Below are 24,586 nucleotides of genomic sequence, written 5' to 3' on the forward strand. Positions count from 1 at the left end.
CGATGGACAACGTGGACCGTATGGATCGCATGGATAAAGTGCGCAAAGGCCTAAAAGCCGCCGACGATATGGAACTGCCCATGAACGATGATTTCTTCGATCGCCTGCATGATAAAATCATGGCAGAGGTGGAAATGGTCGAAATCAAACCGGCTCCGGTATTGATGACGCCGCGAAATCTGCTTCGCTCTCACTGGCGAGGATGGCTTTATCCCGTCAGCGGCGTAGCTTCGCTGATGGCCTTCGCTGTTCTTTTGATGCCGCAGGTGTCAAAAGTAAACCAGTCGATGACCAGAGCCGGGCTTCTGAGCGACGGGCATGAACGTATTGTCTCTGAGGCACTTTTGTCCCCAGAGGAGATTTCCCAGACCTTGATCATCACGCAGAGCGAATCTGACTTTTTTATGGACGTAGCTCGCGAATCATTCGAAAATTTATCTGTAGATAAATTCAATAAAATCATGGGTGAAAGCGGACGCTGATCACCCTGACTCGGGTGAGACAACGTGTTGCTGAAGACTCTGTTCCCAATATTCCTAATATGTCTAAATTCGGCTTTCTCCGTGGCTGTGGCTGCGGAGAAACGCAATCAGCTTGAAGAGCTTCTGATCTGGAAGATGAGTGATGAGCTAAAGCTGAATACCACTGACGAAAAGAAATTCACTGAAATCGTCCGGGACATCAATAAACGCAAAGCCCAGTTCAACCTGGAGCTGCAGGCTTCCGTCGATAAAATGAACAAAGCCACCACGGCAAAATCCAAGGATGAAGAGCTGACCCGCTATCGCAAGTCTTTGCAAAGCTATGGTCGAATGAATGAAGAGGAGTTCGACAAGCTAAAGCCTCTTTTGGGGCCTGAGCGCATGGTGCAGTACCTGATGATCAAGCAGGATCTGACCAACAGGATTAAAACGATGCTGGCTAATCCCGAAGTGGCCCCGGGTAAAACGGCCAAGCCTTTGCCTTCTCCGAAACTGATCGAAGAAAAATAAAAAAAAGCCGTCATGAAGACGGCTTTTTTCGTTTAGAAGATCTCCCAGCCGGAGATGACGTCAACTCCAGAATCACAGGGCTGAAACTGATAAGGACAATGAATCAGCGCCTTGAAGCGCTCGTCATTGCCGTCGTCAAAGACAAACACCCCTTGAGATGTGCCATCGTTGGCCCGGTACATACCCTTGACGGCAGCATAGCGGCCTTTGGAATCACGGGCGATGATAGAGTTCGGGCACTGATCCAGATTGTACTGTTCAATTTTGAAGTCATAGCTTTCAAACTGAGAAACCTGGTTGCGGGCCAGAGTGGTGATACGACCATCCTGGATCTGCAGCGGCTGCAGGATCTTGTAGTTGTTCACATTGTCACGGGATTGGGCCGGTCCATAAACCACACAAGCCATAACCAAAGCACTTGTCACTAGCGACATTGTTGACCTCCATAGCGGGATGATTCGCCCCAGCGAACAGCCGGGCTCCAGCGGGCATCAGCGACCAGATGGCCGTCGATCATCTTTAAAAACAAATCCCAGGCGTTGTTGGCGGCAAAGCCTGTCATCACATGACAGCTCATCAGAACCTCTTTGGCGTCCTTGATGTCGCCAATGGCGTCCGGCACGTCATAGTTGTTCTTGCGCCAGTACATCAGATCGTTCAATTGCCCATAAGCTTCGCGCAGGCGGGCATCGCGGCGGTTGGTGGAATGTTCATCCAGAAGCCCCGCTGATGGGCAGCGTCCACCGGCATCACGCACGGCCTTCCATGCGGCATTCACCGCGTCCACGCGGCCCTGCCACAGGTTGCAGATGCTTTCCACGACCACGTCAATACGCTCGTCAATTGTCGGAGGTCTAAGGCGCAGTTCTTTTCTGATGCCTTCATGCCATTGATAGATTTGCTTGCGGGTGGGACGACCATAAGATGTCCATCCCGCCATTTCAAACTGCTGGTTGTTCGCAGCCGGTGACACCGCGGTTTTCCAGATACGGAATCCCCCCAGACGGCTGATGGGCCAGGTGTAAGGATTACGGGTGGTGATCAGTTCGCGCACTTTGGAAGGTGTCGTGGAATACAGCGAGCGAATGAAACCATTTTCGTTCACATCGATGATCATTTCGGTATGTCCACCACGGGTGCCGACGATGTTTTCTTCTTCAGGTGTCAGGGTCGGATTCAGAAAGATTGTGCCAGGACGAACGAATTCACGTTGGATCGCTACCGGAATTGTATCATGTCCCAGCGTTTGAGTGCTGGTCAGGTCCGACACAAGCTGGATGAATTTGCGAACGCGGTCTTTTTCCGCCAGGCGATCCCAGTTGGTCATGGATTGGGTCAGGCTGCGCTTCATGTTTTCGATGTTTGTGAAGGCCACCGGTAAAGAGTTTTCGTAAGCAAAGATGATCCTTGCCGCATAGACCGCGTCAGCGCAGTCGGTGGAAATACCGTACCAGGGATTCTGGGGATTCGAAAAAATATCCGCCTTGAAGCTTTCAACCACCCACTGGGAATAGCGGTCTTCCTGAGCCTGAGACCACACGTTCTGGGCATTCCAGACCGCAGCTTCGGCCATCAGTCCGGTTGACATGATCAAAGTAAAAATCAGAGTCTTCACGCTCACACCTAGAATATATCGACGGACAGTTCGATTTCATTATCCGTCAAAACATTGGAACGCGCAGCTGCAGAGGCCTCTTTGAATTCAAAAACAATTTCGCAGAACTTCGGAACACGCTGGGGCCAGTTGGCGTTAAGCACCATCACATTGTCCCGGAAAGTGCCGTCAAACGCCGCCCAGTTCGTGGTGTAAGAATAGTCCACCTGCATGCTGTCGCCGGGGCTGATCTGATTTTCCTGGCGGGTGTCCGTGCGGCCCGAGCGTAAATCACAGGACGTCGTCACGCGATAGTACAGGCTGGCTGCCGTGGTATAGGTGTTGGCAGAGTTTCGCACGTTGGCCGCCAAAGAATAAATTCTTTCGCTGAAGTCTTCTTCCACGGTATTCCCGTTACCAACACCGTTGCCGTTGTTGCCATTGTTTTTGCAGTTGCCATAGCCATGACCACCGCCATTGCCGTTGTTGCCTTTGCACTGAGCCAGCGGTCCCAGGTAACAGACGTGAACTTTGTAACCCACACCCATGGTTTCATAGGAAAAAGACATATTCAGCCGGGTGATACGGGACAACCACTGATTGCCAAAAGAAAACAGCTTGTCAGAGTCCTCATTCAACGCCAGTCCCACACTGCGGTTGCGCCACGGTGAAGTCACCGGAGAGCTCAGGTCCTCATAGTTCACGCTGCCCGAGAACGACCCCGGAGAGGGGGCCAATGGTGAAGCTGTGCGGGTCAGGTTGCAGACGAAAATATCCTCCGAGCTGGATGAAACTGTGACATCCACCTGGGCAAAAGCGGGGCCGGAAAAAACAGCAAGCAGGGTGATAAGAAGTGCTTTCATTCTTACGGCTCACATCTGTAGCGAGGCAGGGTTTTCACCTGCTTGTTCATTACCACGCCTGCCGGGGATTCTTTGATCACGCGGATATCATTCAGGTCGAAGTTGCCGCCATTACCCACGTCACCCACGGTGAATTCAGCAGAGAAGCGGTTCCAGAATTTTTGTTTTCCGGAAAGATAGCACTGACCATGGCTTGGGTCGCAAAGGCGCTCATAGTAAGTCGGCCACAGGCGGGTGGAGCCCAGTTTCTTGAAATAGCTTAGTGACATGTCCAGATCTGAATTCAGGTCGCCGGAAGAAATATGCGGCAAGCCCGTCAAACGTGGCAGGCCCAGCAGGTCAGACAATGGCTGAATGGACTGGATTTGATCCAAGCCTGCAACGCCATTGGCTGCTTTCAGATCGATCAGGAACTGTTCGGCTCTGTTCAGATAGATATAGAAATCTTCAAACGGGTCGATCATGGTGACGACGACTTTGTAGCGTTCGCCTTTCACAAAGTTCAAGCCATCGATGCTTTGTTGCGGGAAGCGCATCAGACCCTGCCAGTTCCCCTGAATGGTGCCACCGCTGGTCCAGCCGTCGATGAATACTGATTTTTGCGAGCCGACTTTAAAGACTTCAACTTCGGCGGCCACCGGGATGTTATAAGCAGACGGTGCCGTGCAAAGTCCCGCCTGGTTGCAGAACAAGGGCTGTCGGTTGTCCACAGAAAGATACATGTTCAAATCAACGCGTTCCTCGCCGGCTTGGCGGAACTGAAGGTCACCCATGTTGAATTCTGCATTGTAAGTGGTCGGGAAGCGGGGTGCTTCCAGGCCGACGTCTTCACTCAACTCCATCATTCCGGCCGGGGCTTGCAGCGTGAAGCGGTAGCGGGAAGAACCAATGGCCGTCACATCAGGGCTAAGGCCAGAATCATCACCTGCAACATAAGAATTCAAAGCGGCTTCGATGTCACCGAACTCAAGTCCCAGTTCTTTCATTTTTTCCGGGGTTGCGCACTCAGGCTTCAATCCCATGGTGATAGAAAGATTGTAGCTTGGGTTGATGGTCAGGAAGCAGTATTCGCCTTCCATCTGAACCATGCTTGCACCCTGCGGGGTGGTTTTGCAGTATTCCTGGTTGGATTTGTAGCGCAGAGGGCGACCGTTGACTTCAGCCACCGTCACAAACGCGCATTGCTGCAGGAATTTGTGCTGTCTTTTAACCAGAGATTTCTTTTGATTGTGATCCATCGGCTTGCTGAAAATCGGATTTTCAATTTTGCAGATGTTTTCATCCGGTAGGTCACCATCAAGGGAAATATCAGCCACGTCAGAAACATCACTCGGCATATAGACGCCCTTGGAAAGCATCAGGAAGCTGCCGGCACTTTCGGTGCACTTGTCGATCATTTGCGGAAGAATTGTGGACCCTTCACCATCGCCATAGATACGGATCGGTGGAGCGGATTCAAAATTGATCGCGAAGTTGTGTTTCATATCGCGAGAAGCGCGGCAGGCGAAAGCTTCGCCTGCCAGCATAAATACAACCCCTGAAAGGACCAGAACCGTAAGATTTTTGAATTTCATAGATCGATCCTTTCAGAGACCAAAGAGGGGCGATTAGTTCGCAGCGCCTTCTTCAATTTTAGTGTAAGTACACATTTCAGCACCGTGACGTTGCCATTTTCTCAAGTTTTTGATGGCAGCAGCATGGTTTGTCTCTTTGAACACATAACGTACACGGCAGAAGCGTGGAGTTTTTGTGTTTTGGTTGATCCATGTGTTGTAAAGGTCTTTAGCCGCGCCAACAGAAGTAGCTTGGTTAGTACCAGTGAAGAAGTCACCACCACCGTTTTGTGGAGCATTCCAGTCAGAGAATTTCGCTTCGTTATCCAGCATGTTGTACTGGTTAGCGTTGTTGCGAGCGTATTTGAATGTGTTCATACCTTGAAGGTCGCACACAGTGTAAGACTCAACAGTCAAGCCAGACAAAGTCGTGTACTTGATGTTTGGAGTCATGTTCAAACCATCACGACCGTGGTTGAAACCTGGACCGTCTGGGTTGTTGTCGCCTGGGTTCACGCCAGTAGCAACGAAGTCAGTTGCAGAAACTTGAGCCAACAAGCTGAAGTTAGCAACTACGTTGTCTTCCCAGTATTCAATCTGAGGGCCACGGTAGCAGATATCAACGAAGTATTCAGCGCCGTAAAGCTCGGAACCAAGGTTGAAGCTAAGTTCTTTGATACGGTTAGCGAAAGCGTCTTCGTGGTTAACCAAAGTTGCGAAAGAACCCTGACCAGCTTGACGAGTCGTCGCTGTCCAGTTTGTGTTCCATTTGGAATCACCAGTGTTCCAAGAGCTGTATTGACCTTTCATGTAGTCCATCAGGTACTCACCACCGTTGTCGTTAGTACAAACGCAACGAGTGTGGCAGGTAGCATCAGTACAAGTACCAGCAGTACAAGCGATCTGAGTGTCTTCGAAGTAGCACGCTTTGTGAGCGGATGCATTGTGCTTCAAACCAGCATTACAAGCGTAGATGTCTGGACCAGAGCTGAAGGTTTTGAATTTGAAACGCAAAGAAATTGCGTTCGCGCTTTGTGCAGAGATCAATAGCATAGCTACTGCTGCAAATTTCATCAAGTTAGTCATTGTTTTCTCCTTTTGATCTAACGTTCTGTTTTTAAGGTTTACTGTTCACTTTAATTTCGTTGTTCGTTCCGGTTTCCACTTGAGGGTTGTACTCTAAAACGTACATTCCCTGGTTGTATTGGCCGGTCCCTTCGCAAACTATGAATTTGATCCGGGAAGGTTCCTGAAACTTGTTCTTTTCCAGGACGATCAGTGGTTGGCCGGTTCCTGTCGGGCAAAGCCCCTGGAATCTGGCGATCACTTCCTGATTGTCGATGGCGGAATAGAAGTTATAGATGCTTTTGGCTGCCACAAAGATGTGATCCTTTGTGAACACCTTGGCCACTTCCGCAGCAGGCAACACACGCTGGCTGTTGCGGTACAGACGGTCGATCTCTGTGAATACGGTGCGCAGGATCGGATTGGTCGTGCCCAGGCAGTTGAAGCAAAGCTCCTGCTCTTTCCAGCAGGAATTCTGGGACTTGCACACTTCCTGGCACAGAGTTTCGTCAGGACGGCAGTAAAGCGTCACAGTGTCCTGGAACTCACCACGCGGGCCGGTGCCCACAGCGGACTCTACAGACCAGGCCATAGCTGTTTGTACGTTCAGCAAAAGGGTCAGGGACAACAAAATGGATTTCATTATTTCCCCATCGCTCTTCTGCAGGATTTGTGGAATCCGTACATGGAATGTGTTCTGAAGTTTTCAACTCTGCGTTCGTTGCAGGTGAAGCGAATGACCGCTTCACCTTTGCACAGATCAGATTTGATCCACGCTTCTTTTGTGTCGGACGGTGGCCATTGGCTGTCGTCGTCTTCGCGGATGTAAACTTCGTGAACCTTGGTGTTGTAGGCCTTTTCGAAGACATCAGCAGCTTTCGCGGCACAGCTGTCTCTGAAACATTTCAAACCTTTGCTCAGCTGATCCACACAGTGGGTCGGGATCTGTCCGTACTTTTTGTAAACTTCAGCCGCGTAAGCTGCGTTCACTTCCCAGGATTTCGGGATATTTACTTTGTCTTTTTTTGCCGAGAAATACTTCTGGAAGGTGCGGAACAGGTACACAACAAATTTCGCCGGATTCACAACGCCGAACGTGGAAGTGGAGGCGGCAGCCACCGCAGTGAAGTTCAGGGTGCAACCACCGCAGAAAGAACGGGCGGTTTTCGCACCGGTCGCGAAGTCACTTGGATTGTTGGAAACAACTTCGTTGGACTGTTTGGAATCACAGTAATTCACTGTCAAACCAGAGAAAGAATAGAAGTTGTAGTTCTTGATACCGTTGCTATTCAGGGAAACCGCGCACGGCGCACCCAGCAAAGGACCGAAATCCGCCACCAGGGATGTTTGCATTTTGGATTTTTCAACACGCGGGTCGAACTTGATTTTGCCCTCTTTCACCAGTTGGTTGAAAGAAGCCACTTTCGGAGCGGTGAAGTTCACATCCACATAGATCGGCAGGATATTCCAGCCGAACAATGCCGTATTCGCCAGGTCCACCATCAGCACTTTGTTCATGCGCTGGGTTTGGAACCAGGGATCGTACATTTTGCAGGTTTTAAGTTCAGAGTAAGGATTGAACAGGTTTGGATCTGACGTTTTGCCCGCCAGGGGAACCAAAGCGTCCGCATAGGTGGAAACCGCATAAAGGTCCACCATGCTTTTCACCATCAGACGGGTGCAATCCACAGAGCTGTAGCAGATCGCCTGTGCGCCGGAAACGGATTGATTGTTCCAGGACAGAAGTGCCTGGTTGTTGAAAGCTGTCGGGATGAATTTCGCTTCTTCAGGATTGGCCTGAAGCTGCATCATTTCTTTCGCCCATGGTGCGAAGCCGGACTTGTTCACGGTGTAACCGGATTTGTTCCAGTAATTTTGTTTTTCAAGTTCGTTACAGAATGGCAGCACCTGGGAAGAAACCGCTTTGAAGAAGTTCACGTGCTCTTGCAGTGAGCGACGGTCAGAATACTGCATCTGAGTCATATTCTTCAGCTGGGCGATGCGCTCGATGTCCGTTTTCAGGAAGTCCAGAGTTTCGTCACCGGCCAGGCGGATCTCGGTACACATATAGTAAAGTTCGTTCATCATGGCTTCGTTGCCACGGTGAGCGCTGATGTCTTTGGAAACCACAGTGCTCAACACCGCTGAACCCAGTTGATCCTGCAGCAGGTTCAGATTGGTGATCGCGGCCTGATACTTGGTTTTCATCAGGGCGCGGGACTGGATCACGTTTTTGCGGAAATTCGCCAGCCATTCCTGAGCACTGTCGAAGGACTGAGTCCCCAGGAAGTCATTGTTGACGCCACGAACGCCTTTTTCCAGCATTTCCGCGTCAGTGCCGCCGGGAACGGTGTCGAAGTGTTCTGGTGTCGGGCCGCTGATTTTAGCCAGCTCTCGGATGCTGTTGGCAGAAAGGTATTCACTGTCACAGGAAGGTTTAGTCATGGACTTGCAACCGTTCGGAGTGAACATGATGGATTCTTCAAGAGCGATAGAGCGGAAGATACGGCCGAAGTTAGGGCTTAGCTGTTCAACTTCGTTGGTGTGTCTCCACGCCCAGGACAGATAGATTTTCAGACTGTTCCAGAAATCGAAGCCTTGCTGAGCCAAAGAGTTTGCATTGGTTTCCCAGTCAATTTGCAAAGTCACGAAACGGTTGTTCAGGCTGTCATCGGCATTAAAGCAGCCGGTCAGATAGTCCGCTTCGTTCAGGTAAGCCAGGGCGATGTCCTGCAGGTTGGCTTGGTTGACTTCCGGGTTTTGCAGGTGTCCCTGCAGAGCCGAGAATTTTTTGATGTAATAGCAGCCCAGGCGGTCTTTGGAAGAATGCAGAGGGAAGTTTGCTTGAGTGAAACGGTCAAAGGCCAGCAGATCAGCGCGTTTTCCGGCGCGGGCCCAGATTTGGGAAAGATAATCGTTCAGCTCGGAGCAGTTACCACCACTGGCTTCACAGCTGTGGTTGGCCTGCAGATACTTCGGTAGGTCTGCAGTTTTCAGATTCATAGGCAGCACCGGAAGCTGCCCACGGATCATTTTGTTCATGATGTTCAGGGTCATGTAGGCCACAGAAAGACGGAATTCCTTCATGGCCTTGTTGCTGTATTCTTCCGTGTTCAGGCCGCGCAGTTTGGCGACGGAGTTCGCGGTTTTACCGGCATTGTAACCATCAATCATGATCATGATGGAAGATGTCGGCTTTTCAGAATCCAGCGCGCACTGAGCGCGGTTGGTGAACTTCAGAGGACTCAGGAGACTTGTCTGATGCGCAGGCACCTCTGCACGGCTTAGCGCTGGCAGGGTGAGGGCAATCAGTAAAGTGACCAAAGTGATTTTATTCATGAGTCCTCTTGAGTTTCGTTGACCGGATTTAGTTCAGTGCTTTGCAGTTATCGACTTTGTTCAGCATCGTTGTGTAGAACAGAATCACAGTTTGGTCTGCAGGGGAGAAGTTACGCTTCGTGGAACCGTCCGCGTTCACCATGTTGTACATGTATGTGTTCACGAAACGATAAACAGAAGGAGTCACACGCAGAGTGGAGTTACAAGAGTAGTTTTTGTAAGTCACAGTGATGCCTGCGTAGTAGTCGCCACCGTTGTTGTTGCGGGAGCCACTGTCACCGATGTAGAAGTTGTTGCCGCCGCTGTTTGGGTTGTCGCCGTAACCAACCTGGAAGCTTACTGTCCAGCCTTCGCCGTGACCGTCAGTGCCTACGATAGAGCAAAGGTTGCCTCTGCAAGCCACGGCCATTTCGTTTTCGATCTTTCTTTGGATCTCTGCCTCTGTGTAGTGTGGATTTGGACGAGGATCATAGTCAGGGCTGCCACCATCGAATTCGTCAGCGTGGACAGTCAGGGACATTGCCAGTGCTACAAGGGCAGCACTAAGGAACTTCAATTTCATGTTCTCTCCGGTTTTTGTGGCTTGTCAGGGTTCAGTTACGTTCGGTTGTTTCCTGACAGCATTTTTTTTGAGTGGCCGAGTTTTAATCGTGTTTTTTTGATTTCGCCAGCGCAGACACGCTGCGCATGTAAAGAATTCTTCAATGATTTCAAATAGTAACATCACCCGAATGGGTTATGCTTTAGTTGAGTGATTTCGCATTGTTAGCTTCTTAACAGCGCTCCACTGCTTCCTAAACTGAATTTTGACCGTGGTTTTACGTGTTTAGCGGGACATTACAAAATCGGCATGAATTTTCGCTGAATTTTGCGTAAACAGAACAATGTGGAACAGGCCTGTTTTTGGGGGGGTAACCCTTACGGGTGACTAAGCAGTTTTTTGAGTTCTGCGGACGGATCTTTAGCTTTTTCAAGACCGCGACAGGCTTCAATGAACGAAAAATAGTTGCGGTCCCTTGCTTCGTACAGCTTTTCGAAGTCACTCAAGTCCTGCATGTACGTGCGATACACCAGCAATCTTGCATTGTTCAGCTTCGCTTCGGCGAATCTTTTGTAGCTGTCCGTCTTCAGTCGCGGCACGACTTCAGAGGAGAATTTGCTCTGAATCTGCTGAATTCGCTGCGCGCGTTTTTCTTCCGATCTTTCACTGGCAGGAAGCTCTTTGTACCATTTTTCAAGTGCATCCAGCTCGGCTGAAATGAATTGCGAAAACACTTTGCTGTCGTCATTTTCCGACTGAATCAGCTTCAGTGTCGGAGATTCCGCACCTTCTTTTTTGTGATAGAAAAGTTCAGCCCCTTTGTTGCCCAGAAAAGTGGCCAGGCGTTCGTTGAAGTCAGCAGAGTTTTTAATATACAAAGTGGCGTGCACGGTTTCGTGAATGATGGTGTTCACAAGGTCATAATCATCATAACGAAGCATGGAGCTTAAAATCGGATCATTGAACCAGCCCAGCGTGCTGTAAGCGGAAACACCCCGCATGTAGGTGTCAAGGTTGTCCTGTTGCAGGGATTTTTCCTCTGCCTTGGCATCGTCTTCGTTAAAATAACCTTTGTAAGGCATTTTGCCCATGAACGGGTAAGACCACTGATGGTGCTTCAGTTCCCACTTCGGTGCCGCGCTGACGACATAGGTGACATAGGGGCGGCCCAGCTCAACGTACGAGGTATAGTTTTTGGTGGGTTTCAAATGCAGTTCGGTTTCGGCAAAGGCGCGGGCTTCCTGCGCCAGAAGCAGCTTTTTCTTTTTGCCTTCATCAAGACCCGGATCTTTCAGCGCTTCGTCGATGGGGACGCGGCTGTTCAGCAGCTTCATCTGTCCATAGCCGGACTTCATCAGATAGCCCATCTGGCATCCGCTGTTCAGGGTGGCTACGGCAAGAAGTATCAGGCCAGGTTTCAGCCTCATAGTGCCCAAGTCACGCCGGCACGGATAGAGCTGTCGTCTGTTTGCAGACCATCGCCGATCGGTGTTTTCCACACGTCATAGCTCAGCTTGATACCCAAAGACTCGGTGACTTTGATTTTTAAGCCTACACCATAGCTGGGAACAGTGACGGATTCAGGTTCGATAGTGTAGGTGTCCTGACCTTCGATCTTGATCTGCTGGTAACGGCTGATCTGGGCGCCGCCGCCTTTGATGTATGGCTGGAACAGGGCGGTCTTGTCCGCGAAAACCAGAATCAAATCCGCGCCCAGAATTTGAGATTTTTGTGTCGTCGTACGGCGCGCATCCGATGGGCTGGCTTTTTCTTCGCGCAGGCCTGTCGCATCGGTGTAACTTAGCTCCAAAGCCAGGCGCTCCAGGAAATATAGGGACAGCGACCCTGTGATGGATTCAGAGTCGAAAGAGTTGTCTTTGTCAAAGGTGGTGGTTTTTCTTCCGTAGGACAGGCCCAGTTCTGTGAACATCGCATAAGCGGGCAAAGAGGTCGAAATCAGAACGGCCAGTAGGGTCAGGGATAAAAACTTCTTCATTCTCACATAGTAGCAAGGTTGAGTGGCGAACAACATGAAATCGGCCACACTCTGGACTAAAGCTCCTGGACCGGGTACAACCAAAGTATGGCTGACAAAGTTTTAAAATGCGGGCTGCCCTCAGACGAAGGGGAGCTTAAAAAGATTCTGACCCCTGAACAATATCGCATCATGGTCGAAAACGGCACCGAGCGTCCGTTCCAGAATGCATATTGGAATCATCATGAACACGGCATCTATGTGGATGCTATTTCGGGCGTGCCGCTTTTTTCCAGTGACGACAAGTTTGAATCCGGCTCGGGCTGGCCCAGTTTCACCCGTCCGATTTCTGCGGACGCGGTGACTGAGATCGCTGATTATTCTCACGGGATGACTCGGGTTGAAGTGCGGGCGTCTTCGTCGAATTCTCATTTGGGGCATGTGTTTGATGATGGGCCGGCACCCACGGGGCTGCGTTACTGCATCAACTCGGCGTCGCTGAAATTTATTCCGCGCAAAGGATGAGTCCTGAGCAGACCTCAGCATTTAATCCCGCAAAAAAATAAAAATTAGTCCATACTGGTGAAATGAAATTCATCGGATCTTTTATTGCTTTCATGTTGTTGGGAGTTCAATCACAGGCGCAGGATTGGCGGACGGCCACGCGGGACAGCGCTCATCTGGCGCCGACTCCACAGGAAGAAAAAGGCGCGGTGGTGCAGGTGTACGCCGCACGCACCGTCAGCTGGCGTGGATACTTCGCAGTTCATTCCTGGATTGCGACCAAGGCCAAAGATGCCGATCACTACATGACCTACCACGTGATTGGCTGGCGTGTGAAACGAGGCCTTGAATCCGTGCGTATCGAATCGGACATTCCGGATCGTCATTGGTTTGGTGCGAAGCCCGAGTTGATTGAAGATCTGCGTGGTGCCGAAGCTGAAGCCGCAATCCCCCAGATCGACAGGCTGGCAAAAGATTATGCTTACAAGAGCACCTATCGCGCCTATCCGGGCCCGAACAGCAACACGTTCATTTCCCATATCATCCGCAATGTGCCCGAGCTGAAGGTGGAACTGCCGCCGCACGCCATCGGCAAGGACTGGATCAATCAGGCCGATATCGTTGGCTGGAGCGAATCCAAAACCGGCGTGCAGTTTTCGTTGTTTGGAATGCTCGGGCTGACCGTGGGACTGGGTGAGGGAGTTGAACTGAATCTGCTGGGGCTTAACTTCGGAGTTGATTTCATGCGCCCGGCATTGAAGCTGCCGATGGTCGGTCGGGTCGGAATGAGCGACAAGCCCTAGTCGTGACTTTTAGTTGCGGTTCACCAGGGCTGGTGGGCTGTAGCGCACGGTGAAAGAAAACACCAGATGGATGTAGCCATCCTCTTTCACCATCTCTTGCGGGGGGTTCGGGAAGATGCGGGCTTCTTTGAAAGCATTCACCGCTGCCATGTCAAAGTTTTTGATTCCTGAACTTTTCATGATCAAAGCCGAACGCAGATTGCCGTTGCGATCCAGAATAAACTCAGCCTGAGTCACCCAGTTGCGGTTGCCAGCATTGATGCGGTCAATGCGATCGAACTGATCGATGGCCTGCTGCACGCGGGTTTCCCAGCGGTAGCGGATCAATTCTTCCACGCGCGCATAGAAAGTATAAAACAAATAGCGATCGGTGTTCAGCGCCGTGAAGGATCCAACCTTCACATCTGTTGGCAGGGATTCGCCGACGGAAGAAAAGCCGTCGTCGTAGCGTTTCATCTCGGCCAGTTCTTTGGAAATATCCACATTGCGATAGCCGTCTTTGTCGACATCTTCGGTGTTGTGCTGCTGTTTTTTCTGTTCAGCCACTTTTGGCGGGGCCGACTCTGGTTTGTTCACCGCACTTTCGCGGTTGCTGCGATTTTGGGTCATGCCTGATTTTGCCGCCTGAGTTTCTTCTTTCACGCGCTGTTTTTGTTCGGACAGGAAGCGCGCCAGAGTTTCATCTTCGGGCAGTTTCATTTTTTCCGGCACCACGGCCTGGCGCACGACTGAGCGGTCTTTGGGTTTTAAGGCGTTGAAGATCTTTTGTTCTTCGGAAAGCGTGACTTCGATCACTTCGGGTTCGGGCAGATGCAGTTTGGGCGCAAGCCAGATCAGGCCCACGATGACCAAAAAATGGAACATAAAACTGCAGAGAATCGCCCTAAGGACTGCCATTGTCTCATTTTAAGCCGAAACTGGACCTTTGGGCAAGACGGCTAAAGTTGAAACACATTCTGCCGATAAGAAATGAGTCAACAGGGGGAAAAATGGGGAAAGTTCTCGATATTACGCCACGCCTAAGAGCTCAGAATTCTTTGGAAATCAAAGAAATTGAGGTCCGCGCAGAGGTTCTCGACATTACAGAGGCCCGCCAGGAAATTTTAAGCCGTGACCGTCGTGACGTAAAAAGAACAATTTTAACTGAGTTTGTGGGAGCTTTTGTCGTACTTCCTGAGAAGGGTCTTTTGAAGGCCGCACTTTACGACATTTCTGAAAACGGTTTGGCTTTCGATCTGGAGCTGGCTGAAGGTGGATTTGTGACCGGCGACGAAGTGGCGATGCGAGTGTATTTGAATCACTCCACGTACTTCCCATTCACGATCACTGTGTCCAACAGCCGTGCTATCGAAGACGAGGGCGTTGTTCGTCATGGTGCTGGTTTTGTCAAAGGCACGATGAATGATGTAGCGCTTCATCACTTTGTGAAGTTCATTGAAAACGTCAGTGCCAGTCTGAAAACAGATTCCGGCGACGTTCTTGTTTCTCACATTTCCTAAATTGTCCTGACATTTTGAAAGTTGCAAAGGCCCGGTGATTTTTTTCGCCGGGTCTTTTTATTTTTTGGGACGCCGTTTTGCGTGGACTTTGGTCCTGCGATTTGTTGCAATTTAGCTGTGGAGTATCTGCAGCTAACAAGCGGGCAGATCGCATGGACTATAACTACGGAGGGTGTCCATTGAGCAAATCTAAGCGCAGAAAAATTGTTGTCGATACGAACGTGATCCTTTTCGACTCCCAGGCGATCCTGAGATTCGGTGAGGCCGATGTTCATATTCCTATCTCTGTGATCGAGGAAGTCGACAAGTTCAAACGTGACCAGGGTGAAAACGGTCGAAATGCGCGTCAGTTCAGCCGCTTTATCGATGTGCTGCGCTCCAAGGGCTCTTTGGCCAGTGGTGTTCAGATCGACAACTCCGAAACCATGGTTTACATCAACACGGATCTGATGCTGGCAGGTATGCCGTCAGAGCTGGATCATCAGAAAGCGGACAACCGTATTCTGAACACTGCTTTGGCTTTGCAAAAGCAGCACCCGCGCTACAAAGTTGAGCTGATCACCAAAGATATCAATCTGCGTATCAAAGCCGACGTTTACGGCGTTGTTGCCAATGACTATGATGCCAACGACATCAACCGTGACGATCTTTACGAAGGTTATCAGGAGATCATGGTGTCTCCAGAACAGATCGATGCTTTCTATCGCGAAAAGCGCTTCATCACCGATGTAAAGCTTTACGGTAATCAGTACGTGATCATGAAGGATGCGGCGAACCCGAATCATTCTGCGATCGGTCGTTACAGCCTGGCGGATAAGGCCATCGTTCCTTTGATGCAGGCCGCTGATTCAATCTGGGGTATTCACGCACGAAATGTCGAGCAAGCCTTCGCATTGGACTGCTTGCTGAATGACGAAATCATGTTTGTATCCCTGGTGGGTAAAGCCGGTACGGGTAAAACTTTGATGGCGATTGCTGCGGGTCTTCATAAAACTTTGGATCAAGGGCAGTTCCAGCGTTTGCTGGTTTCCCGTCCGATTTTCCCTATGGGACGCGATATTGGTTATCTTCCTGGTGACATCGAGCAGAAATTGAATCCTTGGATGCAGCCTATCTTCGATAACGTAGAGTTTTTGATGGGTGCGGACAAAAAAGCTGCCGGTCGTGCGCAAGAATTGATCAATCAGGGGATGTTGAATATTGAACCTCTGACTTACATTCGCGGTCGCAGCATTCCGAAGCAGTACCTGATCGTCGATGAAGCACAAAACTTGACTCCGCACGAGATCAAGACAATTGTTACGCGTGCCGGTCGAGGGACGAAGGTTGTCCTTACGGGCGACGTCTATCAGATCGATAATCCATACGTGGATTCCGCGAACAGCGGTTTGACCTATGCGGTAGAGAGATTCAAAGGCCATCCAATTGCGGCCCATGTGACTCTGACCAAAGGTGAAAGATCTGAGCTGGCCGAGCTGGCAGCAAATATCTTGTAGGTTTTTAGGAGTTTTTTCATGGCTGAAGTGATTGATGTAGGATTTGAAGCAAAGGTAACTGTGCAAGTGACGGACAAAATGATCCAGCAATTTGCGGAGCTATCCGGAGATCACAATCCAATTCATTTGAATGATGAATACGCATCAAAAACCCGTTTTGGTCGCCGTATTGCCCACGGTATGATCGTTGGCGCTCTGATTTCCAGAGCGCTTGTTGATGGTATCGGTCAGGGTGGTATTTACCTTGCTCAAAATATGAAATTCGTAAACCCGGTATTCGTTGATGATACAATTGTTATCACCATCAAAATCACGGGTTTGAGAAAAGAAAAAGGCATCGCTACAGTTGAAACCAACGTGGCGAAGGTCAATGGTGATGTCGTGGTTAAGGGTGATGCCGTGATCATGATGTCAACGACTGGCCCTGCCGGCATATGAGCGGAGTCTTCCATCTGGTCTACTTCAGCAAGGCGGCCGAGGATCTAAGCTACACGGACATCCGTGAGATCCTCGAAGTCTCGCGCCGGAACAATGCCCGTCTGGGTATTACGGGCCTGCTGATTTTCCGTGATGGATATTTCGTGCAGCTCCTTGAGGGTGAAGAAGCTCCCGTGCGCAAAGTGCTGGACGCCATCCGCGAGGATGATCGCAACTATTCCGTCAAAGTTTTGATTGAAACCATCGGGGAAGAACGTCTTTTCCCGGATTGGTCCATGGCTTTTCACGACGGTGATATCACCACATCCTCAACCAACCATCTGATTGAGCTTTTCGAATCGGTCGTATCCAGCGATCTGAGTCGCCGTGGTCTTATCATGCCGATCCTGAAAAAGTTCCGCGCATCCGCCCCCGAATTGAAATAAAAGGTTCCCGGTTCTTTTTTAGGCCCACATTGCGTTATGGATGAACATCATAGAAAGGATTCACTGATGAAAACCCTGCTGAATAAACTGATTGCCCCACGAAATTTCAATACCAAGATGGATGACTTTGCGCTGACGGTCTTGCGCGTGTTCATCGGCCTGACCATGGCTTTCTCTCATGGGTTGGGAAAAATTCCTCCTCCGGAAATGCTGGTGGAAGGTGTGCGTTCAATGGGCTTCCCAGCGCCGGAGCTGTTTGCTTGGTGTGCTGGATTGGCTGAATTTGCCGGCGGTATTTTGCTGGCGTTGGGTCTGTTGACCCGTCCCGCAGCTGCGTTCATGGTATTCACCATGATGGTGGCGGTGTTCGGTGTTCATGCGGCGGATCCGTTTGGTCAAAAGGAAATGGGCCTGTTGTATCTGTTCACCGGTTTGTTCTTTGTTCTGCACGGAGCTGGCCGCTGGTCAGTGGATCACCTGATCACGAAAAAGAAATAGTTCCTTGCACACGTTAAAATGAAAAAGGAGCCGGAAGGCTCCTTTTTTTATTTGGATCTGCAGAAATTTCAATTGGCTCTATAGAACGTCCAGCAGACGGCGTTTCAGCTTTTCTTTGAATTCACTGACATTCACTTTCGCCCCCGTCAGTTGTTCAAGGCTGATCATCACTTCCGGTGGGAAACCGCAGGGACGAAGTCCTTGGAAAGCTTTTTCATCATGGGTCAGATTGATGGCGGCCCCATGGAAGGCCACCCATTTGCGCACACCCACGCCGACAGAGGCAATCTTGTGATCCTTGACCCACACACCAGTGTCATCGGCATCCGTGCGGTTGAAGCTGCTTTTGGATGAAGAGCGTGCCTCGATACCCGACAGGCCATAGGTTTTCAGTACGTCGACAATGGCGTCTTCAAACACTTTCAAGTAAGGATTGATCTCGCGGTCTTTGCGGCCCTTGCGGGTGTGGGCCAGATTCAAAATTGGATAGATCACAAGCTGGCTGGGACCGTGATAAGTGGCGCGGCCCCCGCGAGTGACCTCCACCAGCGGGCCCTGCCAGGCAAAGACATCTTCGGCCTGAGTGGCGCGACCCACAGTCACCACCGGAGGATGTGTGCAGAACACCAGAACGCCCGGAAGGTCTTCGGTGTGCACCTTTTCCACCAGGTCATTTTGTTTTTTCAGAGCCTCATCATAGTTGATAAGTCCCCAATCCTGAAAAATCAGATCAGCCATGATTTGTTTGTGCCACCGATTTAAGTCCAAGTCATTCTTTCTCTTCAAAGGTCCAATTCAGAGGGCAGTGTGCAATCTTTGGACAGCAATTTCATTCGAGGTGTAAACGCACTAGTCACAAAAATTTCAAAATGAGATTCGTTTGAAAAGCCACGGAACATGCCCCCAAAATGGTTTCAGGAACACAAAGAAGCAGGGAGAGGGTATGAAGAATCTAGGACTGATGAGCACATTGATCGCCGCGATCGCTCTGACAGGATGTCTGGACAACGGCGGTGGCACTGAGGTGAAGCAAGACCTCAATAACGGTGACTTCAGCGTTATCACTGAGCCGGAAACAGGCTCTGGTGGCGGATCCAGCGGTGGCAGCACCGAAGAAGGCAGCACCGGTTCAGGTGGTGACAACGGTGGCAGTGTGCCGGCTCCATCAGACCCTGAAGGTTTTGATATCAACAAAGGCGCAGTTCTGACGGCGTCCACAAACCTCAGTCTTGATTTCTATCCTCCTTTCCACACGGCTTACACCAAGGTTTCTGAAAATGAATCCTGCGGTGGCGGCACTTGGGTGGACTATGCGGACTCTGGGGTTCTGCTAAGCTCCAAGACCAATCAGAATGTTCCAGTCAGTGTGCAGTTCCGCGATCATGATGGTCGCACCAGTTCCTGCTATGTTCGCCGTATCTATATTGACCAGGTCGGTCCGGACATTGTGTTTGCAAAATACCCATCCGCTCCGGTTGAAGAAGGCCTGGATGTGGAGCTTATCTTCACAGTGACTGACGCAGGTGCCGGTGTGGCTTCCGTGACTTGTTCCATGGGTGCTTCCACCAAGGCATGTGCTGCCGGACAGAACAAGATCGTTTTGCCAAAACTTGCCGGTGGTGACTACACCCTGAAAGTTTCCGCGACAGATAAATTGGGTCATGCTTCTGAAAAATCCATCTCGTTCAAAGTTTCCTCCATGTACAAACAAATGGTGAACAACGTGAAAGTGAACGAATACCAGAAAGTGGATATTTTGTTCGTGATCGATAACTCGGGATCCATGGAGTACGAACAGAAATCCATGGCGTCCCGTGTGCGCAACTTCCTGGATGTGGTGAAAGGTCTGGACTGGCAGATTGCCGTGACCACCACCGATCCGGTACACAAAACTTTGGGGGACGGCCGTTTGGTTCCTCTTTATAACAAGCCCGGCCAGTACATTCTGACATCTTCCATGAACGACGCCGAAGCCCGCACAACTTTGAGCAACACTTTGCAAAGATCAGAAACCGGTTCCGGCAGTGAGCAAGGTATCTTCGCCGCTTACCGCGCGATTGAACGCTCGATGACGGCATCCGGTGGCAACGCGAACTTCATCCGTAACGATTCCCAGCTGGCTGTCGTGGTGATCTCGGACGAAGATGAATCTGCCAACGGTGCGAAAAATGATCCTGCGAACTTTGTGAAGTTCGTGGCTGACAGCTTCGGTTCCCAGAAAGCCATGAGCTTCCATTCCATCATCGCCCGCCCTGACGATCAGGCGTGCTTGAAGGGTGAAGGTTATTCAGCAGGCTTCCGTTACGAACAGATTTCCAAACTGACCGGCGGTGTGATCGGTGACGTGTGTGCATCTGATTATGCAGCTCAAGTTCAGGGGATCGCCGAAGGTGTGCGCAAGACTTTGAAGTCCATCACTCTGACTTGTGCGCCAGTTGTGGATGCCATGAGATCCATCCTGGTTCTGAAAGATGGGCAGGTGTATGATGGCACTCGCAAGATGGAAGGGCTTAATCTAGTCTTTGACCAAATGCTGCCTCAGGGGAATTACGAAGTTTACTACTCTTGTATCAAGTAAGCTTCGGTTGGTGAAAAAGGCCCATCTGACTTCGTTGTCGGGCCTTTTGCTTCTCTCCGACGTGCTTGGAGCACGCCTCCGTTTCGCAAAAAGCCCTCCGCCTTGCATCTGGACCTTTTTGACCAACCGCCTTTCTAGGGGTTGGTTTGGTTTTAGAACCAGTATTTATATCCGAGACTGAAACCAGTCATACTTCCGCGACCGTAATCAATAGAACTAGTGCCAGATGTCTGTGTCATGTTTAAGGCCACCGATCGGATTATAAAATCGATGGATGAGTTTTCAGTTAGAAGAACGCCTGCGCCAAAGTAGGCACCCAATCCACCATAAATTTCAACTGAAGAACCGTCTGTGTCAGTTAGGGTTGGGATACTTAGGTTTAAGCCGAACGGAATATAAAAGGTATTCCATCGATAAGCTAACCCAGCCTCTCCAATCAGAAATGAAAGTTTCGGCTTAGTTCCGGTAAAGTTACCAGAAGCTGTGCCACCACTACCTGTGAATTTAATAGTGTTGATTTTACGACCGACTTCTAAAAGAAGGCTCGTTGAAATTCCCCAGTTTTGAGGTTTCATTCTGGCGAATGTTAGTCCAATGCCAACTGAAGAATCCGTACCAAATTCTGCATTCAGATTACCGCTCCCACTTGATGTGGTGGCATATACATCTTCAAAATTAGCCTGGTTTGCTGAAGCATAGTAAACTGAAAAGCCGAGTCTTGGACCGGATGCCCATCTTTCCTCCAAAGAACTTGGAAGCTCGTCCATAGCTACCTGTGGAGTTGATGGAGTATGTTGAGAATTGCTTTCTTCTTCGATCAGAGCCAACTCTATAGGAAGATCTTTCGTGATTTCTTCGCGATTTAGACACTCTTTCGAACTGAGAGTGAGCAATGAATCCTTTTTGCCTTTAAGTATAAGAGAGCATTGTTTGTTGTTCGGAAACGTAACAAGAAAAGTTTTGCCGGGGCTCAGTGTTTCAAGGGAATTGGAAGTTTCTGCAACAACTAAGTTTTGAGAGGGAATTACCTGCTTTATTGTATATGCCGATGTTTTAGGAGTTTCGGCAGCTTCGGTGGAGGTTGCTTGGTTTTTGTCCGCTTCTTGCGCCGAAGAATTTTGAGCGGCGAAAAGCAAAGTCATTGCGAAAATAAGAATTGCGCTATTCATAGGGATCCTTTGTGTTGGGATCCTTATCTTTTTATTTTGTTTGAAAGTAAGCAAATTTATATTTGTTTTCAGTCCATTGGTCTAGAGTACAAATTTAATTCTGTAGGATGCGGTTTAGGGCTTTGGCTACTTCGGCGGATTCGTTGATGACTCTTTGGCTGATGGCTGGGTTTTCCATGAAATAGCCGAAGGCGCGGATGATTTGGGTGTTTTTTTGGTCGGGGCTTACGTTTGTTAAGTCATAAGCTGGGTTTTTATAGGCGTGAGCGTTCCACAGGCTTTCTAGATTTAGATCTGTGCGGTTTCTTTCCAGCCATACTCTTGCTGGCTGGGCTACGTGGCAGCTGGCGCAGTCCATGTTTTCTGGGTTGAAGCTGTGCGGGTCTTCGGCGCGGTGGATGGCGCGCAGTTCTTTTCTTAGCAGGTCTTCGTTGCCTGTTTTCATGCGGGCGGAATTGCCGATGACCTTGTTGAATGAATCTTCGCCGGTGGCTTCTGGGGAAATAAGGCCGCGTTCGAAGTGGTCTGATGGGACTGCGAAGTTGACGAAGGCTTGGGCTGATCTGTCCAGGCGTGGGATCTTCATCAGTTTTAGCTGACCATTGCGCACTTCAAAGCCCGAGAAAGACCACATGTCGCCAGCGCCTCGGACCACCATCGCGGTGATGCGGGTCAGGTTTGCGGGGCCTGCGTATTTGCGCACGATTTGGTTGAACTCTAACAACGCCGGGGATTTGTCGGCTTGTACGGCCCAAGCGGGGTGCACTTGCAGAGGCAGACCTTTGGTTTCGACTTTGTTGCGAAGTTTCCACGCCATTAGATCTTTTGTCAGGGAATCAAAGTCAGCATCGCTTAGCACATAGAAGCTGTGCAGGGCTGCATCGACGGATTGCACGCGGTTGCGGAAGCCTGGTTCCAGCGGTTGCCATACCAGGCGGATTTGTTTTTGGCAGGACTGTGGGGTTGGCAGTGGGAAGCACGGATCGATGCGCACGGCGATCACACGCAGGGATTCGGCCACGTCGTTTTCGCTCATCACCGGAGTCAGCGGAGGAATCGTTCCCATAAATGCCGGGTTCAGCAGCGGACCGCCACGGCCGGGGGTGGTGATGCCCATCAGATTGTCGTCGCCAAAACGGGCCGGCAAAGGCATCAGGTAAGAGACGTCATTCAGGTCCCAGGCGGCGTTGGCCTGAAGACCCAGAAACAGGGCAAGGGCAAATGCGAATGTGGCTTTCATGCGACGCAAATTTCCATTTTTGATGCGCCAATTCAACAAGATTCCCATAAAACGCCGGGCCAAGGACCTAATTGAAAATGAATTAAACGCGCTTCGTGTTATCATGGGTTTTTACGGAAAGGCGTGGAATGAAACTGCAGGGCGGAATCAATTTCAGAGACATGGGTGGGTATCTGACAACGGACGGCAGACGGGTTAAAAAGAACCGTCTTTATCGTTCCGGCTCCCTGTCTCGTTTGACGGCTGAAGACTGTGCTCAGCTGGAAGCCCTAGGGGTCAGTGAGATCCATGATTATCGTGATCTGAAGGAATCCGCTGCCGATAAGGACGTTGTCTGGAACGGCGCGGTCTATGAATGTCATCCGGCGAATCCGGATTCTCACGCTGTGAAAAATGACAACCACGATTTCTGGGCGGATGAAAATCTGCGCGTGGTTCCCAGCGATTTTATGGAAACTCTGTACAAACAGCTGCCGTTCGCCAATCGCTCCTATCAAAGACTGTTTGAACGCGTGCAGCCTTTGGAAAAAGGCGCACTGGTTCAACACTGTGCTGTCGGAAAGGACCGCACTGGCGTCGGATCAGCGCTGACATTGTTGTCTTTGGGAGTTTCGCGAGACGCTGTTGTTGAAGACTATCTGCGTACAGAGCAGACATTGCAGCCATTCCGCGAACAGGTCTTGAATAAAGTTGAAAATAAACTTTCCAGCAAAGGCCTTGAAAACCTGCATTATCTGATGTCAGTGAAAGAACATTTCCTGAGCGCAGCCTTGGATGCCATTCACGAACGCTACGGCAGCCTTGAGCGCTACTTCGCCGTGGAATTCTCACTGACCCCGGAAAAGCTGTCCGCTTTGAAAAGCAACTACCTGGAGTAAATCCCCCTTTTTCGACTTTTAGTTTACTGGAATTCGATCTTAAAAATAAGAAAACCTGATGATGCGAAGACTAAGGCTGAAAACAAGAAACTTCACTATGGACTTGCGCTAGGTACTGGAGCTGCTGCCATTTTGAGTTTGGTTGATTACCTTAAGGCAGCAGGTGTTTTTTAGTTCTATTTCAAGATCACCACAATATTAGGTTCGCTGACGACGATCAGTTTTCCGTCTTTGGCGAATGTCATGCCTTCATATTGCTGGGCCACCGCCGGCAGATCCAATGTGCTGACGGCTTGTCCCTGGCGGTTCACGCGCATCACACGGGAAGACTCATGACTGAGCAATAGCAGTTGATCGTTGGCATCGTCGTAGACACAGGCGGAAAGATCGCTCATTACATGTTTCAAAAGGCGTTCTGTATCGAACGGTTCTTTCAATCCCAGTGCAGTGGAATCCAGAATGTCATTGCCATGAGTGGGGCGGTTCCATTCAAAGATGCGTTTCGGTTTCTTTTCCTGAACCGCGAAAAGCACGTTGCGGTTCTTGGAATAACAAACGCCTTCCAAGCCCATGTTGTTTTTTAATGGTGCCGGCAGTTGCATCAACTGAACATCTGCGCGTGATTCACGCGCATCAACAGTTGTTTGGCTTTCATTGATCTTAATAATCAACACGTGATTGGATTCCGTGCTGATGGCGTATTCGTTTTTCCCCAGATACACGATGTCTTCGGTGTCGTCATCCAGCAGGTTGGTGACACGAATGATGCGCACAGGTTTTGCGAAGTCCTCTTTGTATTCAAAGATGGTTCCGGAATTATTCTGAATCAGAAAATAAGAATCACTGTCGGGGTTGTATGTGATCCCGGACAGATTGCCGCCCACCTCGGGCAGGGTCTTCTGTAACGTAATAGCTTCTTGGGCAAAAGCATTTGTGGATAACAACAGCAATGCAGTTAGAACGACTTGGATTTTCATTAAATTCCCCCGGGCTGAATTCTTAACCTGAGACAGAAGCCACTGAAACAATAATCTAATTCTGTGTCTGTTTTGTAAAGATTTGGCAAGCTCCCCTTTAGTCTAGGTCGCATTTTCCGAAACTGGTGGGGTCCGTCAACGTCTACATCCAGGAGAACG

26 protein-coding genes are annotated in these 24,586 nt (G+C 50.0%); 11 read left to right on the forward strand and 15 right to left on the reverse strand.

What is annotated here, in order from left to right:
• Window positions 1-2: 2 nt before the first annotated feature.
• Together BDT_RS03540 and BDT_RS03545 are read left to right on the forward strand one after the other, a co-directional pair.
• On the forward strand, window positions 3-482 hold the full coding sequence (locus BDT_RS03540; protein WP_015089893.1) for a hypothetical protein: 480 nt from the start codon (window positions 3-5) through the stop codon (window positions 480-482).
• A gap of 81 nt (window positions 483-563) precedes the next feature.
• A complete protein-coding gene (locus BDT_RS03545) occupies window positions 564-992 on the forward strand; it encodes a hypothetical protein (protein ID WP_015089894.1) in 429 nt (142 codons plus the stop codon).
• A 32-nt stretch (window positions 993-1,024) separates the two neighbouring features.
• Here BDT_RS03545 and BDT_RS03550 read toward each other — a convergent pair whose 3' ends face one another.
• The 10 genes from BDT_RS03550 to BDT_RS03595 form a co-directional block, all read right to left on the reverse strand.
• Entirely contained in the window at window positions 1,025-1,426 is a 402-nt protein-coding gene (locus BDT_RS03550; RefSeq protein ID WP_235046246.1) for a hypothetical protein, read from the reverse strand.
• Window positions 1,417-2,607 carry a hypothetical protein gene (locus BDT_RS03555; protein WP_235046247.1) on the reverse strand — a complete coding sequence of 397 codons (1,191 nt, stop codon included), beginning with the start codon at window positions 2,605-2,607 and terminating at the stop codon, window positions 1,417-1,419. The genes BDT_RS03550 and BDT_RS03555 overlap by 10 nt, the downstream gene beginning before the upstream one ends.
• Window positions 2,608-2,615: 8 nt before the next feature.
• Window positions 2,616-3,449, reverse strand: coding sequence for a hypothetical protein (locus BDT_RS03560; protein WP_015089897.1), 834 nt, complete (start codon window positions 3,447-3,449; stop codon window positions 2,616-2,618).
• A 2-nt stretch (window positions 3,450-3,451) separates the two neighbouring features.
• A complete protein-coding gene (locus BDT_RS03565; RefSeq protein WP_015089898.1) occupies window positions 3,452-5,023 on the reverse strand; it encodes a hypothetical protein in 1,572 nt (523 codons plus the stop codon).
• A 33-nt stretch (window positions 5,024-5,056) separates the two neighbouring features.
• Complete coding sequence (locus BDT_RS03570) at window positions 5,057-6,088, reverse strand: hypothetical protein (protein WP_041576974.1); 1,032 nt, start codon at window positions 6,086-6,088, stop codon at window positions 5,057-5,059.
• A gap of 31 nt (window positions 6,089-6,119) precedes the next feature.
• Complete coding sequence (locus BDT_RS03575) at window positions 6,120-6,710, reverse strand: hypothetical protein (RefSeq protein ID WP_015089901.1); 591 nt, start codon at window positions 6,708-6,710, stop codon at window positions 6,120-6,122.
• Window positions 6,710-9,406, reverse strand: a complete 2,697-nt coding sequence (locus BDT_RS03580) for a hypothetical protein (RefSeq protein ID WP_015089902.1) — start codon at window positions 9,404-9,406, stop codon at window positions 6,710-6,712. The genes BDT_RS03575 and BDT_RS03580 overlap by 1 nt, the downstream gene beginning before the upstream one ends.
• Window positions 9,407-9,434: 28 nt before the next feature.
• Complete coding sequence (locus BDT_RS03585; protein WP_041576976.1) at window positions 9,435-9,968, reverse strand: hypothetical protein; 534 nt, start codon at window positions 9,966-9,968, stop codon at window positions 9,435-9,437.
• Window positions 9,969-10,324: 356 nt separating this feature from the next.
• The gene (locus BDT_RS03590) at window positions 10,325-11,374 is read right to left on the reverse strand and encodes an aminopeptidase (RefSeq protein ID WP_041576978.1); all 1,050 of its coding nucleotides are present in this window, start codon (window positions 11,372-11,374) and stop codon (window positions 10,325-10,327) included.
• Window positions 11,371-11,943: an outer membrane beta-barrel protein gene (locus tag BDT_RS03595; RefSeq protein WP_015089905.1), complete on the reverse strand. Its 573-nt coding sequence runs from the start codon at window positions 11,941-11,943 to the stop codon at window positions 11,371-11,373. Before BDT_RS03595 ends, BDT_RS03590 begins: the two co-directional genes overlap by 4 nt.
• Before the next feature lie 87 nt (window positions 11,944-12,030).
• Here BDT_RS03595 and msrB point away from each other — a divergent pair, with 87 nt between their 5' ends.
• Window positions 12,031-12,447, forward strand: a complete 417-nt coding sequence (msrB, locus tag BDT_RS03600; RefSeq protein ID WP_015089906.1) for a peptide-methionine (R)-S-oxide reductase MsrB — start codon at window positions 12,031-12,033, stop codon at window positions 12,445-12,447.
• Window positions 12,448-12,509: 62 nt separating this feature from the next.
• Entirely contained in the window at window positions 12,510-13,229 is a 720-nt protein-coding gene (locus tag BDT_RS03605; RefSeq protein ID WP_015089907.1) for a DUF3750 domain-containing protein, read from the forward strand.
• A 9-nt stretch (window positions 13,230-13,238) separates the two neighbouring features.
• Here BDT_RS03605 and BDT_RS03610 read toward each other — a convergent pair whose 3' ends face one another.
• Window positions 13,239-14,093, reverse strand: a complete 855-nt coding sequence (locus BDT_RS03610; RefSeq protein WP_015089908.1) for an energy transducer TonB family protein — start codon at window positions 14,091-14,093, stop codon at window positions 13,239-13,241.
• 125 nt (window positions 14,094-14,218) lie between these two features.
• On the opposite strand from BDT_RS03610, the gene BDT_RS03615 reads away from it, so the two are divergent.
• The 5 genes from BDT_RS03615 to BDT_RS03635 all read left to right on the forward strand — a co-directional run bounded on the left by BDT_RS03615 (window position 14,219) and on the right by BDT_RS03635 (window position 17,585).
• The gene (locus tag BDT_RS03615; protein WP_015089909.1) at window positions 14,219-14,728 is read left to right on the forward strand and encodes a PilZ domain-containing protein; all 510 of its coding nucleotides are present in this window, start codon (window positions 14,219-14,221) and stop codon (window positions 14,726-14,728) included.
• 152 nt (window positions 14,729-14,880) lie between these two features.
• Entirely contained in the window at window positions 14,881-16,224 is a 1,344-nt protein-coding gene (locus BDT_RS03620; RefSeq protein WP_015089910.1) for a PhoH family protein, read from the forward strand.
• Window positions 16,225-16,242: 18 nt separating this feature from the next.
• The gene (locus BDT_RS03625; protein WP_015089911.1) at window positions 16,243-16,662 is read left to right on the forward strand and encodes a MaoC family dehydratase; all 420 of its coding nucleotides are present in this window, start codon (window positions 16,243-16,245) and stop codon (window positions 16,660-16,662) included.
• Window positions 16,659-17,087, forward strand: a complete 429-nt coding sequence (locus BDT_RS03630; protein WP_015089912.1) for a BLUF domain-containing protein — start codon at window positions 16,659-16,661, stop codon at window positions 17,085-17,087. Before BDT_RS03625 ends, BDT_RS03630 begins: the two co-directional genes overlap by 4 nt.
• Window positions 17,088-17,153: 66 nt before the next feature.
• Window positions 17,154-17,585 (forward strand): DoxX family protein, encoded by a 432-nt coding sequence (locus BDT_RS03635; RefSeq protein ID WP_235046249.1) that lies wholly within the window; start codon window positions 17,154-17,156, stop codon window positions 17,583-17,585.
• A 78-nt stretch (window positions 17,586-17,663) separates the two neighbouring features.
• Here BDT_RS03635 and lipB read toward each other — a convergent pair whose 3' ends face one another.
• Window positions 17,664-18,323, reverse strand: a complete 660-nt coding sequence (lipB, locus tag BDT_RS03640; RefSeq protein WP_015089914.1) for a lipoyl(octanoyl) transferase LipB — start codon at window positions 18,321-18,323, stop codon at window positions 17,664-17,666.
• 205 nt (window positions 18,324-18,528) lie between these two features.
• On the opposite strand from lipB, the gene BDT_RS03645 reads away from it, so the two are divergent.
• Window positions 18,529-20,163 carry a hypothetical protein gene (locus BDT_RS03645; RefSeq protein WP_015089915.1) on the forward strand — a complete coding sequence of 545 codons (1,635 nt, stop codon included), beginning with the start codon at window positions 18,529-18,531 and terminating at the stop codon, window positions 20,161-20,163.
• A 152-nt stretch (window positions 20,164-20,315) separates the two neighbouring features.
• On the opposite strand, the gene BDT_RS03650 is transcribed toward BDT_RS03645, so the two are convergent.
• A complete protein-coding gene (locus tag BDT_RS03650; RefSeq protein WP_015089916.1) occupies window positions 20,316-21,332 on the reverse strand; it encodes a hypothetical protein in 1,017 nt (338 codons plus the stop codon).
• A gap of 94 nt (window positions 21,333-21,426) precedes the next feature.
• Entirely contained in the window at window positions 21,427-22,572 is a 1,146-nt protein-coding gene (locus BDT_RS03655) for a hypothetical protein (RefSeq protein ID WP_235046250.1), read from the reverse strand.
• Between the two features lie 128 nt (window positions 22,573-22,700).
• On the opposite strand from BDT_RS03655, the gene BDT_RS03660 reads away from it, so the two are divergent.
• Window positions 22,701-23,450, forward strand: coding sequence for a tyrosine-protein phosphatase (locus BDT_RS03660; protein WP_015089918.1), 750 nt, complete (start codon window positions 22,701-22,703; stop codon window positions 23,448-23,450).
• Window positions 23,451-23,626: 176 nt separating this feature from the next.
• Here the strand turns inward: BDT_RS03660 and BDT_RS03665 are convergent, their stop codons facing one another.
• Window positions 23,627-24,427 (reverse strand): SdiA-regulated domain-containing protein, encoded by an 801-nt coding sequence (locus tag BDT_RS03665; RefSeq protein ID WP_080602324.1) that lies wholly within the window; start codon window positions 24,425-24,427, stop codon window positions 23,627-23,629.
• Window positions 24,428-24,586: the final 159 nt, after the last annotated feature.

The sequence above is a fragment of the Bdellovibrio bacteriovorus str. Tiberius genome (assembly GCF_000317895.1).
GTDB classification, from domain to species: Bacteria; Bdellovibrionota; Bdellovibrionia; order Bdellovibrionales; family Bdellovibrionaceae; genus Bdellovibrio; species Bdellovibrio bacteriovorus_F.

Excerpts from the sequence above, each read along its gene's own strand:
- BDT_RS03540 (WP_015089893.1), top strand. The coding sequence starts at position 3 with ATGGACAACGTGGACCGTATGGATCGCATGGATAAAGTGCGCAAAGGC.
- BDT_RS03550 (WP_235046246.1), bottom strand. The coding sequence starts at position 1,426 with ATGTCGCTAGTGACAAGTGCTTTGGTTATGGCTTGTGTGGTTTATGGA.
- BDT_RS03560 (WP_015089897.1), bottom strand. The coding sequence starts at position 3,449 with ATGAAAGCACTTCTTATCACCCTGCTTGCTGTTTTTTCCGGCCCCGCT.
- BDT_RS03565 (WP_015089898.1), bottom strand. The coding sequence starts at position 5,023 with ATGAAATTCAAAAATCTTACGGTTCTGGTCCTTTCAGGGGTTGTATTT.
- BDT_RS03570 (WP_041576974.1), bottom strand. The coding sequence starts at position 6,088 with ATGACTAACTTGATGAAATTTGCAGCAGTAGCTATGCTATTGATCTCT.
- BDT_RS03575 (WP_015089901.1), bottom strand. The coding sequence starts at position 6,710 with ATGAAATCCATTTTGTTGTCCCTGACCCTTTTGCTGAACGTACAAACA.
- BDT_RS03580 (WP_015089902.1), bottom strand. The coding sequence starts at position 9,406 with ATGAATAAAATCACTTTGGTCACTTTACTGATTGCCCTCACCCTGCCA.
- BDT_RS03585 (WP_041576976.1), bottom strand. The coding sequence starts at position 9,968 with ATGAAATTGAAGTTCCTTAGTGCTGCCCTTGTAGCACTGGCAATGTCC.
- BDT_RS03590 (WP_041576978.1), bottom strand. The coding sequence starts at position 11,374 with ATGAGGCTGAAACCTGGCCTGATACTTCTTGCCGTAGCCACCCTGAAC.
- BDT_RS03595 (WP_015089905.1), bottom strand. The coding sequence starts at position 11,943 with ATGAAGAAGTTTTTATCCCTGACCCTACTGGCCGTTCTGATTTCGACC.
- msrB (WP_015089906.1), top strand. The coding sequence starts at position 12,031 with ATGGCTGACAAAGTTTTAAAATGCGGGCTGCCCTCAGACGAAGGGGAG.
- BDT_RS03605 (WP_015089907.1), top strand. The coding sequence starts at position 12,510 with ATGAAATTCATCGGATCTTTTATTGCTTTCATGTTGTTGGGAGTTCAA.
- BDT_RS03610 (WP_015089908.1), bottom strand. The coding sequence starts at position 14,093 with ATGTTCCATTTTTTGGTCATCGTGGGCCTGATCTGGCTTGCGCCCAAA.
- BDT_RS03615 (WP_015089909.1), top strand. The coding sequence starts at position 14,219 with ATGGGGAAAGTTCTCGATATTACGCCACGCCTAAGAGCTCAGAATTCT.
- BDT_RS03620 (WP_015089910.1), top strand. The coding sequence starts at position 14,881 with ATGGACTATAACTACGGAGGGTGTCCATTGAGCAAATCTAAGCGCAGA.
- BDT_RS03625 (WP_015089911.1), top strand. The coding sequence starts at position 16,243 with ATGGCTGAAGTGATTGATGTAGGATTTGAAGCAAAGGTAACTGTGCAA.
- BDT_RS03630 (WP_015089912.1), top strand. The coding sequence starts at position 16,659 with ATGAGCGGAGTCTTCCATCTGGTCTACTTCAGCAAGGCGGCCGAGGAT.
- BDT_RS03635 (WP_235046249.1), top strand. The coding sequence starts at position 17,154 with ATGAAAACCCTGCTGAATAAACTGATTGCCCCACGAAATTTCAATACC.
- lipB (WP_015089914.1), bottom strand. The coding sequence starts at position 18,323 with ATGGCTGATCTGATTTTTCAGGATTGGGGACTTATCAACTATGATGAG.
- BDT_RS03645 (WP_015089915.1), top strand. The coding sequence starts at position 18,529 with ATGAAGAATCTAGGACTGATGAGCACATTGATCGCCGCGATCGCTCTG.
- BDT_RS03650 (WP_015089916.1), bottom strand. The coding sequence starts at position 21,332 with ATGAATAGCGCAATTCTTATTTTCGCAATGACTTTGCTTTTCGCCGCT.
- BDT_RS03655 (WP_235046250.1), bottom strand. The coding sequence starts at position 22,572 with ATGAAAGCCACATTCGCATTTGCCCTTGCCCTGTTTCTGGGTCTTCAG.
- BDT_RS03660 (WP_015089918.1), top strand. The coding sequence starts at position 22,701 with ATGAAACTGCAGGGCGGAATCAATTTCAGAGACATGGGTGGGTATCTG.
- BDT_RS03665 (WP_080602324.1), bottom strand. The coding sequence starts at position 24,427 with ATGAAAATCCAAGTCGTTCTAACTGCATTGCTGTTGTTATCCACAAAT.